General features: G+C 50.5%; 9 protein-coding genes and 1 riboswitch. Of the genes, 6 read left to right on the top strand and 3 right to left on the bottom strand.

What is annotated here, in order from left to right; all coding sequences use genetic code 11:
* Positions 1–146 precede the first annotated feature (146 nt).
* The 3 genes from QZ311_RS09755 to galK are packed head-to-tail and all read left to right on the top strand — an operon-like array spanning position 147 to position 3,304.
* Positions 147–1,190 carry an aldose epimerase family protein gene (locus QZ311_RS09755; protein WP_297067154.1) on the top strand — a complete coding sequence of 348 codons (1,044 nt, stop codon included), beginning with the start codon at positions 147–149 and terminating at the stop codon, positions 1,188–1,190.
* A 28-nt stretch (positions 1,191–1,218) separates the two neighbouring features.
* A complete protein-coding gene (locus tag QZ311_RS09750; RefSeq protein WP_297067152.1) occupies positions 1,219–2,124 on the top strand; it encodes a sugar phosphate nucleotidyltransferase in 906 nt (301 codons plus the stop codon).
* A gap of 37 nt (positions 2,125–2,161) precedes the next feature.
* Positions 2,162–3,304, top strand: coding sequence for a galactokinase (gene galK, locus QZ311_RS09745; protein WP_297067150.1), 1,143 nt, complete (start codon positions 2,162–2,164; stop codon positions 3,302–3,304).
* Between the two features lie 161 nt (positions 3,305–3,465).
* On the opposite strand, the gene aspT is transcribed toward galK, so the two are convergent.
* On the bottom strand, positions 3,466–5,172 hold the full coding sequence (gene aspT, locus QZ311_RS09740; protein ID WP_297067149.1) for an aspartate-alanine antiporter: 1,707 nt from the start codon (positions 5,170–5,172) through the stop codon (positions 3,466–3,468).
* A 493-nt stretch (positions 5,173–5,665) separates the two neighbouring features.
* Between aspT and QZ311_RS09735 the strand changes: the two genes are divergently transcribed.
* Positions 5,666–8,593: a sugar-binding domain-containing protein gene (locus QZ311_RS09735; protein ID WP_297067146.1), complete on the top strand. Its 2,928-nt coding sequence runs from the start codon at positions 5,666–5,668 to the stop codon at positions 8,591–8,593.
* A gap of 381 nt (positions 8,594–8,974) precedes the next feature.
* Positions 8,975–11,446, top strand: a complete 2,472-nt coding sequence (locus tag QZ311_RS09730; protein WP_297067144.1) for a transglycosylase domain-containing protein — start codon at positions 8,975–8,977, stop codon at positions 11,444–11,446.
* Positions 11,447–11,485: 39 nt separating this feature from the next.
* Positions 11,486–11,706, top strand: a riboswitch (cobalamin riboswitch).
* A 463-nt stretch (positions 11,707–12,169) separates the two neighbouring features.
* On the opposite strand, the gene QZ311_RS09725 is transcribed toward QZ311_RS09730, so the two are convergent.
* Positions 12,170–12,712: a GNAT family N-acetyltransferase gene (locus QZ311_RS09725; RefSeq protein WP_297067143.1), complete on the bottom strand. Its 543-nt coding sequence runs from the start codon at positions 12,710–12,712 to the stop codon at positions 12,170–12,172.
* An 80-nt stretch (positions 12,713–12,792) separates the two neighbouring features.
* The gene (locus QZ311_RS09720) at positions 12,793–13,419 is read right to left on the bottom strand and encodes a porin family protein (protein ID WP_297067141.1); all 627 of its coding nucleotides are present in this window, start codon (positions 13,417–13,419) and stop codon (positions 12,793–12,795) included.
* A 230-nt stretch (positions 13,420–13,649) separates the two neighbouring features.
* Between QZ311_RS09720 and QZ311_RS09715 the strand changes: the two genes are divergently transcribed.
* Positions 13,650–14,849: a C1 family peptidase gene (locus QZ311_RS09715; RefSeq protein ID WP_297067139.1), complete on the top strand. Its 1,200-nt coding sequence runs from the start codon at positions 13,650–13,652 to the stop codon at positions 14,847–14,849.
* Positions 14,850–14,942: the final 93 nt, after the last annotated feature.

Raw genomic sequence — 14,942 nt, 5'->3', positions numbered from 1 at the left:
TAATCAGACATTATATTTTCAAAATCATACCCATTTCTATCATTTTTCGTTTTTTTAGCCACCTATCATTGCGAAGAAGTTTTAGAATAACTACATTTGCAAGTAAAGAAATCCAATGCCGTGAGCGGCACTTAAATTCGACAGACATGAAAATCCAGACACAGACATCACCTTCTCCGGCAGGAGAAATCACACTTTATACACTGACCAACGCTTCGGGTGCTTCGGTGACGCTTTCGAGTCTCGGCGCAGGCATCGTGGCTATATGCGTTCCTGACGGCGATGGCAAGCTCGCCAATGTGGCTCTCGGATACAAAGACCCGGCTTCATATCTCGGCGACGGTCCGTGTGCAGGAAAGATTCCCGGACGATTCGCTAACCGCATCGCCCTCGGAAAATTCACTCTCGACGGCAAAGAATACAGCCTCGCCATCAACAACGGTCCGAACGCACTCCACGGAGGCCCGACCGGTTTCATGAACCGCATCTGGGCGAGCGAGGCCGAAGGCGACAAGGTGACTTTCACATATCACGCAGCCGACGGCGAGGAAGGTTATCCCGGAGCTCTTGACGTGAAGGCCGAATACTCGTGGAGCGAAGACAATGAACTTACACTCCGCATCACTGCCGAGACTGACTCGGCAACCGTCGTCAACCTCACCAACCACGCTTATTTCAACCTCGACGGAGAAAATGCCGGTAGCGTGCTCGACCATGAGCTGCGTCTCGACGCATCACACTATCTTCCGACCGACGACACACAGATTCCCACTGGCGAACTCGCGCCTGTGGCATCAACACCGATGGATTTCACCCGCCTAAAGGCTATCGGACGCGACATAGAGGCCGACTTCCATCCGCTCAAAGTCGGCAAAGGCTATGACCACTGCTGGGTCATCGACGGCTATGAGAAAGGCAAGCTGAAAGAAGTTGCCGAACTCCGCTCATCGAAGTCGGGTCGCGCGCTCGTAATCTCCACAACCCAGCCCGGCATGCAGATCTACACAGGCAACTGGCTGGCAGGATGTCCCGAAAGCATTTCAGGCGGAGCTTACAGCGACTATGACGGCGTAGCCATCGAATGTCAGGGATTTCCCGATGCACCCAACAAACCCGGATTCCCTTCGCCGGTGTTGCGCAAAGGCGAGATATATGACGAAACCATAAAATTCAAATTCATTACATTATAATAAAACATAAAGTTTCTAAACCATCACAATGAAACCTACTCTTTTTGTACTTGCTGCCGGCATGGGCAGCCGCTACGGCGGTCTCAAACAGCTCGATCCCTTAGGACCTCAGGGCCAGACCATCATGGACTACTCAATCTATGATGCAATCCAAGCCGGATTCGGCAAAGTCGTTTTCGTCATCCGCAAGGATTTCGAGAAAGATTTCCGCGAAAAAATCCTCTCCAAATATGAAGGCCATATCCCCGTCGAAGTAGTATTCCAGGCCACCGACAAACTTCCCGAAGGCTACACCTGCCCGGCAGACCGCACCAAACCGTGGGGCACAAACCATGCCGTCATGATGGGCAGCGAGGTCATCAACGAACCTTTTGCAGTAATCAACGCCGACGACTTCTACGGACGTGACGCATTCCGCGTGATGGCCGAAGACCTCATGCGTCCGCGCGAGCGCAAGGGCGACTACTCGATGGTCGGTTTCCGCGTGGGCAACACAATGACCGAAAACGGCTCTGTGGCACGTGGCGTATGCTCAAAAGGTGAAGACGGCAACCTCACAGGTGTCGTTGAACGCACAGCCATCTCCTATGCACCTAACGGTGACATCGTATTCACCGACGAAAACGGCGTAGAGCAGACCCTCGACCCGATGACACCCGTGTCGATGAACCTCTGGGGCTTCACTCCCGACTATTTCGACTACTCGGAACGCGAATTCCGCACCTTCCTCGACAAAGACCTCAACACTCCGAAGGCTGAATTCTTCATTCCCCTCGTCATCGACACCCTCATCCACTCAGGCGAGGCTACAGTAAAGGTGCTCGACACCGACTCGCGCTGGTTTGGCGTGACATATGCGGCAGACCGCCCCGGAGTTGTCGAAAAATTCGCCCAGCTCCACGCCGACGGCATCTATCCCGACAAGATGTTCTAAAACACACATCCAAGTACACACTTACATTACCTTACCCATGGAATTAAAAAATAAAATCAGCGAGGCATTCGCATCGCATTTCGGAGGCGAAGGCACATTCTATGCTTCGGCCGGACGCATCAACCTCATCGGCGAGCACACCGACTACAACGGCGGTTTCGTGTTTCCCGGTGCAATCGACAAGGTCATAATGGCTGAAATCCGTCCTAACGGCACAGACAAAGTCAACCTCTGGTCAGTGGACCTCAACGACAGCTCATCGTTCGGCCTCAACGAAGATGACGCTCCCTCACAGCAGTGGGCGCGCTACATCTTCGGTGTATGCCGCGAGACAATCAAGCGCGGTGGAACTGTCAAAGGCTTCGACGCGGTGTTCGCAGGCAATGTGCCTCTCGGCGCAGGCCTTTCATCGTCGGCCGCACTCGAATCTTGTTTCGCATTCGCTGTCAACGACATGTTCAACGACAACACAATCGACAAATTCGAACTCGCAAAGATAGGCCAGTCGACCGAACACAACTACTGTGGTGTCAACTGCGGCATCATGGACCAGTTTGCATCCGTTTTCGGAAAGAAAGACTGCCTCATCCGTCTCGACTGCCGTTCGCTCGAATATGAATACTTCCCCTTCAATATCGAGTGTCACAAGCTCGTGCTTGTCGATTCAGTGGTGAAACACGAACTCGTCGACTCGCCCTACAACAAGCGTCGCGAATCGTGTGAGCGCGTTGCCAAGCGCCTCGGTCTCGAAACCCTCCGCGACGCCGACATGGAAATGCTCGATGCTGTCAAGGCCGACATCTCAGCCGAGGACTACATGCGTGCCCGCTTCGTCATCGGCGAGAAGGAACGTGTGCTCGGCGTGTGCGACGCACTCAACCGCGGAGACCTTGCCACTGTGGGACGTCTCATGTACGAGACCCACGAAGGACTCTCGAAGGACTACGAGGTGTCGTGCGAAGAGCTCGATTTCCTCAACGATGTGGCCAAGGAATGCGGTGTGACCGGCTCACGTATCATGGGAGGCGGTTTCGGCGGATGCACAATCAACCTTGTGCCCGACGACATCCATGACAAGTTTATCGAGACCGTGACCGCCAAGTTCAACGAACGCTACGGTCATGAGCCTAAAATCTATGACGTAATCATCTCAGACGGCGCACGCCGTCTCGAAGACTGATCACCGACTCATCAGTCCATTGCCTGATGACTCCGCTAAAGTCGGAATCATCTGCAAGCGATAAACAATTTGTAATAAAACACGGAGGACATCCGCACCATGACTCAATTTTCTTCATGAGTCTGTGGAGCGGATGTCCGTTTTTTTGCGCTGTCAGGGATTCAGACAAGCAACACTGTCACCATTCCCCAGACTACAAGCAGGATATTGCTGACGGCATAAGTCACCGTGTAGCCTATGGCCGGGACTGTGCTGCCGATGGCATCCTGCACAGCTCCGAGCGAGGCAGTGCATGTGCGCGTGCCGGCACAACAGCCGAGAGTAATCGCCGGATTGAATTTGAAAACCTTCTGCCCCATCCACATGCCCAACAGAAGCGGAATGGTAGTACCCACCGCACCGGCAACAAACAGCATCCACCCGACATCGCGAAGCCCTGAGACAAACGATGGAGCGGCCTCGATGCCGACAACGGCAATGAACACGTTAAGCCCCAAGTTATTCATCAGCCACAGCGCCGATGATGGAATATAGCCGAATGTCGGACGGCGCGAGCGCAGCCAGCCGAACACGATGCCTGCCACAAGCGCCCCTCCGCTCGTCCCTAAACCAACAGGGACGTTTCCGATCCAGACGCTCAGACTGCCCAAAATGCCACCGATGAAAATAGCAAGCCCCACAAACATCAAATCGCTTGAGTTGGTCATGCGGTCGGCATAGCCTATCATCCTTCCGGCGGCTGCGACAGCCTCGCTGTCGCCGACAAGTCGCAATGTATCGCCACGTTCGATGGTCTCCGCCGGGTCAAGCGCGATTTCTTTTCCACGGCGCATCACCCTCCTGACCGAGACACCACGCATCACGGGCGACGACAGCAGCCGGCCGAAGGGACATCCGACAATATCGGGCGACGCCACAAGAACCGACACCCGCTCCACGGGATAGGTCAGAAGCTCGCGGTTGTCGTCCTCAGGCCCGGTATAGTCGCCCACCTTGACCATGAATTTTCGCGGACCGCAGACCACGACACTGTCACCGCGATGAAGGGTGTCGGAAAGTCCCGGTGTAAAAATCCTGTCATCGCGCTGCACACGCCCGACATAGACATGAATGCCACGCACTTCGAAAAACGCCTCAAGTTCAGCGACACTCATCCCGTTATCAAAAATCCTGTTTGTCAACCGGTAGGAACGGAACGAGATGCCTCGGTGGGCATTGAATTTGGCAGGGTCGGAGTCCCACGACATATTGTCGAGGCTCTTCTCCAGCTCATGGGCCTCTCGCGCCACACGCTCGACACCGCCAAGCAATTTCGGCCCGAAATTGCCGAGGATTATGACCGTTCCGAGTGTGCCGAATATATATGTCACGGCATAGCAGACAGGGATAATCGAGATCTGAGCATCTTTTACGTCCTGACCGACAGGGAGTTTGCTTATAGCCTCAGACCCGACACCTATGAGAGACGAACAGGTCTGAGAACCGGCGAAAAGTCCGACTGTCTCGCCTTTTGTATAACCGAACAGAAAGGCAAGCCCGACAGTGACCGCGAAGCAACACATGCTCATCAACACGGCAAAAAGAACCTGACGAAGCCCCATCCCGCGCAATGACTTGAAAAACTCAGGCCCTACACTGTAGCCAATCGAGAAAAGAAACATCAGGAAAAACACAGTCTTAAGCGGCCCGGAAACCGCAATGCCGAACTGTCCGACAACCACTCCGACCAGCAGGACAGCCGTCACACTGCCAAGCGTGAACGAACCGATGCGGAGTTTCCCCAATAGAAATCCCATGCCTACGGTGAGGAAAACCGCCAGAGCCGGATAATTTCGCAGTATGTCGCCGAAAGCGTCTATAATCTCCATAACATGACATTTTTTAGAAGAGACGTGATATAATATCGAGTTGAGACTTAATGCGTAAACCCCACACTCAGCCCCGAACATGTATAATATCTAAACACGACACCACCCCATTTGTTTCACCGCAGTTCAAAGCGGATTTCCAGCAATGCAGTGGCTTCATTTATGATTAAGAGGCAGAAAAAAATTTCTTGTTGATTTTGAGCCGTAAGTTTTCAGATGACTTCAGGAAAAAGACAAGTGTTTCATTGCCTCATTTACACGATTTTGTGTGAGACTCTTGTAGAATAGGAGGATTCTGACGAACTTTGCTATAAAATCGCGCATGAGCAAATCAATATCGGCTAACAGAATAGCAGTTGCTATCTCACTAATATAAAGGATATTGCGCAATCTCCAATCAAATAAGACATCAGAATCAACGAGCAATACCATAATGATTATGAAAACTTTACAGGCAATAAAATGTGTAGTATTTCTTCTGATTGTGACAATTATGTCAACCCCTGTGCCGGCAAGAGAGAAATATAACTTCAATCCGGGATGGCTACTTAAAATCGGAGACTTCAAAGGAGCGGACCAACCCTCATTTGATGATTCGGACTGGAAAGCAATAAGCCTGCCCCATGCCTTCAACGAGGACGAGGCTTTTAAAGTATCGATTTCGCAAATGACCGATACGGTGGCATGGTATCGTAAGCATTTCAGAATACCTGTTGACCGGAAAGGAAATAAAGTTTTTCTTGAATTTGAAGGAGTGCGTCAGGGTGCTGATTTTTATCTCAACGGCCATCATCTCGGGCTGCACGAAAATGGAGTCATGGCAGTAGGATTTGACATTACCCCCTACGTCAGATTCGGCAAGGAGAATATCTTATCTGTCAGAACGGACAACAACTGGAAATATAAGGAACGTGCCACCGGAAGTCAATTTCAATGGAACGACATGAATTTTAATGCCAATTACGGTGGCATACCGAAAAATGTCAGGCTACACATCACCGATCCTATTCATCAGACACTTCCGCTCTACAGCAATCTCGGCACGACCGGAGTATATGTCTACGCAACAGACATCAATGTAAAAAGCAGAACAGCCACAGTAAATATCGAATCCGAAATAAAAAACGATTCTCGCAAGTCGGCGGAAATCGGGATGAAAGTCTCGGTCTACGATAATGAAAATAAAATGATTGCGACATTCGACTGCGAGCCGCAGACCGTTAAATCCGGCGAAACCGCAATGCTGAAAGCATCCTCCAAGATTTCAGACCTGCATTTCTGGAGCTGGGGATACGGCTATCTCTATGATGTGAAAACGACACTCATTGTGAATGGCAAAGAAGCAGACGAGGTTGTGACCAAAACCGGCTTTCGCAAGACAAGATTTGGAAGCGGAAAAATATGGTTGAACGACCGTGTCATCCAAATGAAAGGATATGCCCAGCGCTCAAGCAATGAATGGCCGGGAGTGGGAATGTCGGTCGCGCCTTGGATGAGCGATTTTTCCAACGGATTACTGGTTGAAAGCAACGGAAATCTCGTAAGATGGATGCATGTTTCCCCGTGGAAGCAAGATGTAGAGTCATGCGACCGCGTCGGCCTGATGCAGATGCTTCCTGCCGGAGATTCAGAAAAGGATGTCGAGGGACGGAGATGGGAATTGCGCAAAGACCTGATGAGAGATGCCATAATATATTACCGCAACAATCCAAGCGTGATATTCTGGGAATCGGGAAACGAATCTATCAGCAGAGAGCACATGATTGAAATGAGAGATATCCGTGATAAATATGACCCTCACGGCGGCAGGGCAATCGGTTCACGAGAAATGCTTGATATCAGGGAAGCAGAATATGGAGGAGAGATGCTTTATGTGAACAAGAGCGAGCATCATCCCATGATCCAGACTGAATATTGCAGAGACGAGGGTCTTCGTAAATACTGGGATAACTGGAGCTATCCCTATCATCGACACGGCGACGGCCCTCTCCACAAAGGGAAGGACGCCACGGCCTATAATCAGAATCAGGATATGCTTGCCGTTGAATTTGTGCGCAGATGGTATGATTTCTGGAGAGAAAGACCCGGAACAGGCCGACGCGTCAATTCAGGCGGAGTCAAGATTATATTTTCAGACACTCAGACTCATGGAAGAAGCGCTGAAAATTACAGGCTGAGCGGTGTAGTAGACCCTATGCGTATCCCCAAAGACGGATTTTATGTCCATAAAGTCATGTGGGACTGCTGGGTCGATCCTGAAAAGCAGGATTCTTACATAATCGGTCATTGGAATTATCCCGAGGGAACTGTAAAGCCTGTATATGTCGTATCAACCTGTGATTCCGTCGAACTTAAAGTCAATGGAATTACCCAACGACCCGCACAACAGTCATATCGCTTTTTATTTACATTTGACTCCATCGCATACAAACCCGGCATCGTCGAAGCTATCGGGTATGATAAGCGAGGGAATGCCGTGTCACATGTGAAAAAAGAAACCGCCGGCAGACCGGCAGACATAAAACTAAGTCTGATTCACGGGCCGGAAGGTGTGTTTGCGGACGGCTCGGACATTGCACTTGTCCAAGTGGAAATAGTCGATGATGAAGGAAGAAGATGTCCGCTTGCAAATGACACTATTGAATTTTCAGTCGACGGGCCGGCCGAGTGGCGCGGCGGTGTGGCTCAGGGTAATGATAATTTCGTACTGTCAAAGACAATTCCGGTTGAAGCCGGAATCAACAGAGTGATGCTCCGCTCCTTACCGACAGCAGGGTCAGTCAAAATCACAGCTAAAGCCAATGGTTTCAAACCTCGGGAAATTGCGTTCGACACGAAACCTATAAATGTCAAAGACGGACTGACTGAATTTGATCCCTCAGCACGGTTATGTAGTCAGTCATCCCGTGGAGAGACCCCTGAAGGGCAGTCATATACCGACAGTAAGGTTGATGTGAAAATTGAAAGCGCCACAGCAGGGACAAACAACGAGACTACATCGGCCAGCTACGATGACAACGAACTAAGCGAATGGAAAAATGACGGCCGCCTTTCCACGGCATGGATTACATATAAACTCGAACGACGCGCAGCTATCGATGATATCTGTCTGAAACTTACAGGGTGGCGACAGCGTTCTTACCCGATTGAAGTCTATGCCGATGATGTCTTGGTGTGGAATGGAAATACCGAAAGGAGTCTCGGGTATGTCCATCTTTGTATCGAGAATCCGATTCTTTCAGACACCTACACCATACGCCTACGCGGCTCTGCCAATGAAAGCGATGCTTTCGGACAGATAATCGAGGTTGCCGAGCCTGACGCCGGTGGACTCGGCCTCATGAAATCAAAGAAAAACGACAAAAAAAAGAGTGAACTGAGAATTGTGGAAATTGAATTTTTAGAAACCCTTAACAAGTAATCACAGGCTGTAAAACAAAATGAACTATTTTGCGACATGAACAGATTAATCACAAAGCGCGGTAAGCGGTAAAATGAAAACAATCTGCAACCATCACCATACCGAAGGCATCGTTTTAGACCAGATTTTAATAAAATCAATCAATTGACTGATAACGACTATTCAGGAACTCCTATTAAAAACAATGGATTATGATGCGGTTATCGTGGAGGGAACAGATTGTTTGTTTCATTATTTCGGGGAAAATGCGTAAATTTGCAGCTTGAAGTGCGCGGAGAGCTGATTTATATCCGATAAGCCTCCGGATTTACATCTCCGCCCATCATTCAACCCCAATCAACCGCAATCTCTCCAACAATCAATCTCCACTGTCAATCCAATATGCCACAGCAAGGATATAATCATCAGACAAACGGCGGAAAGTCACAGACCACCACCGGACAAAGAAACTCGAAAGCGGCATCGCGCCGTCCCGGGCAGAAAGGCCAGAAACCACGCCGTCATCGCGGACTCATAGCCACAATGTGGCTTTTATTCATATCCGTCATTGTAGGAATCTTCGTATTCCTGTTTCTGATTTACAATGGTGTGATCGGCTATATGCCACCGGTCGAGGAGCTTAAAAATCCTACCGACCGCTTTGCATCGGTGCTATACTCGGCCGACGGCAAGGAAATCGGACGCTATTTCGTCGGCACAGGCAACCGCGTCTACGCAGATTTCGATGAAGTGTCGCCACATGTGATAGACGCACTCATCTCAACCGAGGACGTGCGCTTTGAAGACCATTCAGGCATCGACATGCGCGGTCTCGGACGTGTGCTGGTCAAAACCGTCATCATGGGCAACAAGAATGCCGGCGGCGGTTCGACCCTCACCCAGCAGCTTGCCAAGCAGCTCTATTCGCCCAACAGCTCAGGACTCCTTTCGCGAGCCATGCAGAAGCCGATCGAATGGATGATCGCCGTGAAGCTCGAACGCTACTATTCGAAGGAGGAAATCATCAAAATGTATCTCAATCAGTTTGACTTCCTCTACAACGCTGTCGGCATAAAGTCGGCCGCCCACGTATATTTCGGCAAAGCGCCCAAGGACCTAAAGATTGAAGAGGCCGCAACGCTCGTCGGGATGGTGAAAAACCCGGCCTACTACAACCCGGTGCGCCAGAACGAGCGCACCCGCCAGCGCCGCAACGTGGTGCTCGCACAGATGGAAAAGAACGGCAAGATAACAAAAGCCGAACTCGACTCGCTCTCAGCCCTGCCTCTGACCCTGAATTTCAACCGTGTCGACGCCAAGGACGGTATCGCCCCCTACTTCCGCGAGGAATTGCGCCGAATGCTCAGAGCCCAGAAACCCGAACGCGAAAACTACCGCGGATGGGAGACCCAGAAATTCATCGACGATTCAATCGCATGGGAAACCAATCCGCTCTACGGCTGGATTGAAAAGAATCCCAAGCCCGACGGCTCGAAATATGACATCTATTCCGACGGTCTGAAAATCTATACCACCATCGACTCGCGCATGCAGAAATATGCCGAAGAAGCGGTGGCCGAACATCTCGGAGGCTATCTGCAGCCGGCTTTCTTCCGCGAGAAACGCGGGACAAAGGGCGCGCCCTACACCACAGACCGCGCAGAACTTTCAGAGATACGCCGAAATCACCTCGTGCGCAACGCGATGAAGAACACTGACCGTTACCGCATGATGGTCAAGGCCGGTGCATCGAAAGACGAAATCAACCGTGCGTTCCACACTCCGAGAGAAATGAAGGTGTTCACCTACAACGGTTCGGTCGACACCGTGATGACCCCTCTCGACTCAGTGCTCTACAACAAACATTTCCTCCGCACCGGATTCATGGCCATGAATCCTCTCAACGGCCACATCAAAGCCTATGTCGGAGGTCCGAATTTCTCATATTTCCAATATGACATGGTTTCGACCGGACGCCGTCAGGTGGGTTCGACAGTGAAACCTTTCCTCTACACATATGCCATGGAGGAAGGCTACACTCCCTGCGACGAATTCTCCAACACCCAGCCGGTGCTCACCGACGAGACAGGCAAGGTGTGGGCCCCGCGCAACGCAGGGTCTGCCCGTGTAGGCGAAATGGTCGACCTGCGGTGGGCTCTCACCAACTCCAACAACTGGATTTCGGCGCGACTCATATCGCAGCTCTCGCCACCTTCGCTCGTCAGAACCATGCACAATTTCGGCATCACGGCCGAGCTGCCCCCCGTGATGTCGCTCTGTCTCGGACCGGCCGATGTGTCGGTCAAAGAAATGGTGACCGCCTACTCAGCCTTCGCCAACAACGGCATGAGAGTCGACCCGATGTTTGTCACAGCCATCGCCGACAACAACGGCAACATCATTTCAGAATTCTCGCCACGCCACACTGAAGTCATAAGCGAAAAAGCCTACTACCGCATACTCTCGATGCTTCTCAACGTGGTCAACGAAGGTACGGCTCACAGAGTGCGCTCGCGCTTCGGCCTCACAGCCGAAATGGGAGGCAAAACCGGTACGACCAACTACAACGCCGACGGCTGGTTCATGGGATTCACTCCTAACCTCGTGGCCGGAACATGGGTCGGAGGCGACGAGCGTTTCATCCACTTCAACACAATGGCCTATGGCCAAGGTGCGTCGATGGCCCTCCCGATCTACGGACGTTTCATGAAGAAGGTCTATGCCGACCCCTCGCTCAACTATTCACAAAGCGCCAGGTTCAACTTCCCCGCCGATGTCAACCTCTGCGAAAAGGAGTTCTACGGTTATTACGACGAGGAGGTCAACGCCGACACCAATGCCGAAGACACCACAATGGAGGGTGTTTTTGACTGATAAACCGCACAAAACGGTTGATTTTACAAATTTTCTCATTATCTTTGCCAACGAAATGGTTGCTCTGAATCCGAAGAGTCGGATTTGACAAGAGCCGAAGAGGGAATCCGGTGTGAATCCGGAACAGTACCCGCTGCTGTAAGTTTCATTCATAAAACAGCTTCCACAATCAAGCCACTGACTGATTCAAATTGAGTCGACCGGGAAGGCGTGGAAGCAGGAAACAAGTCAGAAGACCTGCCATTTTCAAAACACAAGCCTTTTGTCTGCGGGACTTTACGGACAACTGTTGCATGATTCATCATCTCACCGGCGACAATTCTCCGTCGTCATACCCACAGAGCAATTGAATCTGTAACCATTGCGAAACAAAGCTGAAACAGCATAAAAAATCCGTATCTGTCCACAGACCTATCGGCCGATAGGCACTCGGGAAGATACGGATTTTTCGTTGTTACAACTATTTATATTCTTTCTATCTATAGTCAGACTCCGCCTGCACCGACGGTCTGCCAAATAAAAAAGCTGCCAAGACACACTTTTCATTCATGGAGAGCGCAGCGCCGGCATAAACAGAGGGAATCATGCCGGAGGGCAGACCGCCGGACACGGCGGCCAAACCATCAGCAAACAATTTTTCTGCCTATGGCATTGCTTCCGTAGTGGTGACGGGGGCAATGCCTTTTTTTCACAGCCACCGTGTCAGCGACATGGCGACGGACGCTACAAGTCGATTGTGTAAAGGACATGGCGCTTGAGCGGATGACCGTCGGCAATAGCCGGATGGTCAAATTCATCGGTCCGACGCATGCCGATTTTCTGCATCACACGCTCAGACGGAGTGTTGGCCAGAGCTGTAAACGAAAAGAGCTTCCTCAGTCCGAGGCTCTTTGCCACTGAAAGGACTGCCGTCGCGGCTTCAGGGGCATAGCCCTGTCTGTGATACGCAGCAGCAAGCCTCCACCCGATCTCGACTCCCGGCGCGAAGGGAACATCAAAGTTGAAAGCATGAAGCCCGACATAGCCGATGAACCGGCCGGTAGACTTAAGCTCGACGGCATAAAGACCATAGCCAACACGACGGAACTCATCCTGTATGCGGTCATAAAAAGCTTTTGTCTCTTCAAACGACAACGGCGCAGGGAAATGTCTCATCACCTCGCTGTCGGCATTGAGCGACGCAAAGACCTCAAGGTCGTCAGGTTTCCACGAGCGGAGCACAAGCCGAGGTGTCTCCGCATAGACATGTACTGTATCTGTTTCCATCACAAATAGATATGTATTGAGTCAAAAAAACAGTCTGGAAATCATGGATTTCCAGACTGCAAGAAATATTATCAAACAATTCAAAAATAATAGGTCAGACGTATGTCCCAAGTTCTGTTACGCGCGCTGTAGTCGGTCAGCACTTTCGCTTTGAGAGCATATGTCATGCCCCATGTGTATGAGGCCGAAAGCTGCCAGCGTCTGAAAATCTCAGCACCCGCACCGACTGTCAGACCGAGATCACCGCCTGAAAACTTCATAGCGTCACATTTGCTGTGGGCAGCCTGTATGTTGAACACCGGACCACCGAAAACAAATGGTGCGAGATAGTCTTCAAACCCCTGCAGACGGGTATATTTAAATTTCAGGTTGAATGGAATCTGGATATTGTGGATGTAGATGCGTTCATCTGCCGAGTAGCCCTGCGACTCCCAGAGAGGGAAATCGCCAAGATTGAGCTTAGCGCCGAGCTGCTCGTAGCGGAGACCTATGTCGATGCCAAATCCGATGCCGGGAAACATCATTTCGCCGTTGATTCCGGCAGACTCACCAAAGCCTTTGCCTACTGAAAGGATGCCGGCCTGCTTGAACTTGAAATCATTGAAATTGACTCCGACCGTAGCGCCCCAACGGAACTGGGCACTGGCCTGCTGAACACCACAAACGGCTGCAAGAATTATGATGAAAGCAAGAAATTTTCTTTTCATATGAAATACTTAAAGTAACTCTAAAAAATTAAACTATATAAAATGCAAAAGTAATCTCTTGAGATTTTTAAGAGTTACTTATGGTTTTTATACTGTAGAAAACAAGCACACAAAGTTACAACTTTTTCTTTAAAAAACTTGAATTGCCATAAATTTATAATAACTTTGCATCTGCCTTATGACAAATCGATATCATATAAATTGAACCCCATAAACCAATCAACCAAATCATGAATAAGTATTTATTCGGAGCGATGGCTCTCTGTCTGGCCTTAGGCGCTCAGGCTAAAGACAAGAAAACCAATGAGAACGACAGCACCGGAGGCTTCAAGTTCACAGACGTGAAGGTAGTGAAGACCACTCCCGTTAAGGACCAGAACAAATCAGGAACATGCTGGAGCTTCTCAGGCATATCTTTCCTTGAAGACGAAATTCTCCGCAAGACCGGCAAGGAAGTCGACCTCAGCGAAATGTATGTCGTACGCCACTGCTACAATGACAAGGCCGACAAGTTTATCCGCATGAACGGCACAATCAATTTCGCACAGGGCGGAAGCACACTCGACGTACCCTACGTCATGGTAAACTATGGTCTCGTCCCCGAAGAGGCGTATCGCGGACTTGAATACGGCGAGGAAAAGCACGACCACGCAGAACTCAGCTCCGCATTCACTTCATTTGTAAATTCGGTCAACAAAAGCAAGAAAAAATCTCCGGCTTGGAAAAAGGCATTCGGAGGAATACTCGACGCTTACTTCGGCGAGCTTCCCGAATCGTTTGAATATGAAGGAAAGACCTACACTCCACAGTCGTTCGCACAGTCGCTCGGCATCAATGCCGCCGACTATGTGCCCGTGACTTCATTCACACACCATCCTTTCTATGATTCGTTCGCTATCGAGGTGGCCGACAACTGGCTGTGGGAAAAGTATCACAACGTGCCTCTGGAAGAGATGAAGGCAATCGTTGACAACGCTCTTGACAACGGCTATTCGATTGCATGGGCTGCCGACGTGAGCGAACCGGGCTTCAACTGGAAGAAAGGCTACGCACTCATCCCCAAGAAGAAGACTGCCAACGACCTGTCGGGCACAGAGCTTTCGCGCTGGGTGAAACTCAGCGACAAAGACCGCGAGGCTGAATCAAACAAAATCAATGGTCCGACACAGGAAATCACTGTCACTCAGGAACTCCGTCAGGAGATGTTTGACAAGCAGGAAACCACCGATGACCACGGCATGGTAATCGTCGGTAAGGCTGTCGACCAGAAGGGCAACAAATACTACAAGGTCAAGAACTCATGGGACACCAACCAGATTTATGACGGTTTCTTCTACGTCTCAGAGCCTTACTTCCTTGCCAAGACAATCGACATCCTCGTCAACCGCGAAGCTATTCCCGAGGAAATCGCCAAAAAGATGAAACTTTAAGATATTTTATAGTCGACTTAACTGAAGATGTCCGTGACGGCGCTGTGATGGCTGTCACGGACATCTTTTTTTATTTCGTAAAAAAACCGACGC

Origin of the sequence: uncultured Duncaniella sp. (assembly GCF_910578445.1) — a bacterium.
Lineage (GTDB): Bacteria > Bacteroidota > Bacteroidia > Bacteroidales > Muribaculaceae > Duncaniella.
The sequence above is the reverse complement of the archived record's forward strand: the minus strand, read 5'-3'. Positions and strand labels throughout refer to the sequence as shown.

Excerpts from the sequence above, each read along its gene's own strand:
- QZ311_RS09755 (WP_297067154.1), top strand. The coding sequence starts at position 147 with ATGAAAATCCAGACACAGACATCACCTTCTCCGGCAGGAGAAATCACA.
- QZ311_RS09750 (WP_297067152.1), top strand. The coding sequence starts at position 1,219 with ATGAAACCTACTCTTTTTGTACTTGCTGCCGGCATGGGCAGCCGCTAC.
- galK (WP_297067150.1), top strand. The coding sequence starts at position 2,162 with ATGGAATTAAAAAATAAAATCAGCGAGGCATTCGCATCGCATTTCGGA.
- aspT (WP_297067149.1), bottom strand. The coding sequence starts at position 5,172 with ATGGAGATTATAGACGCTTTCGGCGACATACTGCGAAATTATCCGGCT.
- QZ311_RS09735 (WP_297067146.1), top strand. The coding sequence starts at position 5,666 with ATGTCAACCCCTGTGCCGGCAAGAGAGAAATATAACTTCAATCCGGGA.
- QZ311_RS09730 (WP_297067144.1), top strand. The coding sequence starts at position 8,975 with ATGCCACAGCAAGGATATAATCATCAGACAAACGGCGGAAAGTCACAG.
- QZ311_RS09725 (WP_297067143.1), bottom strand. The coding sequence starts at position 12,712 with ATGGAAACAGATACAGTACATGTCTATGCGGAGACACCTCGGCTTGTG.
- QZ311_RS09720 (WP_297067141.1), bottom strand. The coding sequence starts at position 13,419 with ATGAAAAGAAAATTTCTTGCTTTCATCATAATTCTTGCAGCCGTTTGT.
- QZ311_RS09715 (WP_297067139.1), top strand. The coding sequence starts at position 13,650 with ATGAATAAGTATTTATTCGGAGCGATGGCTCTCTGTCTGGCCTTAGGC.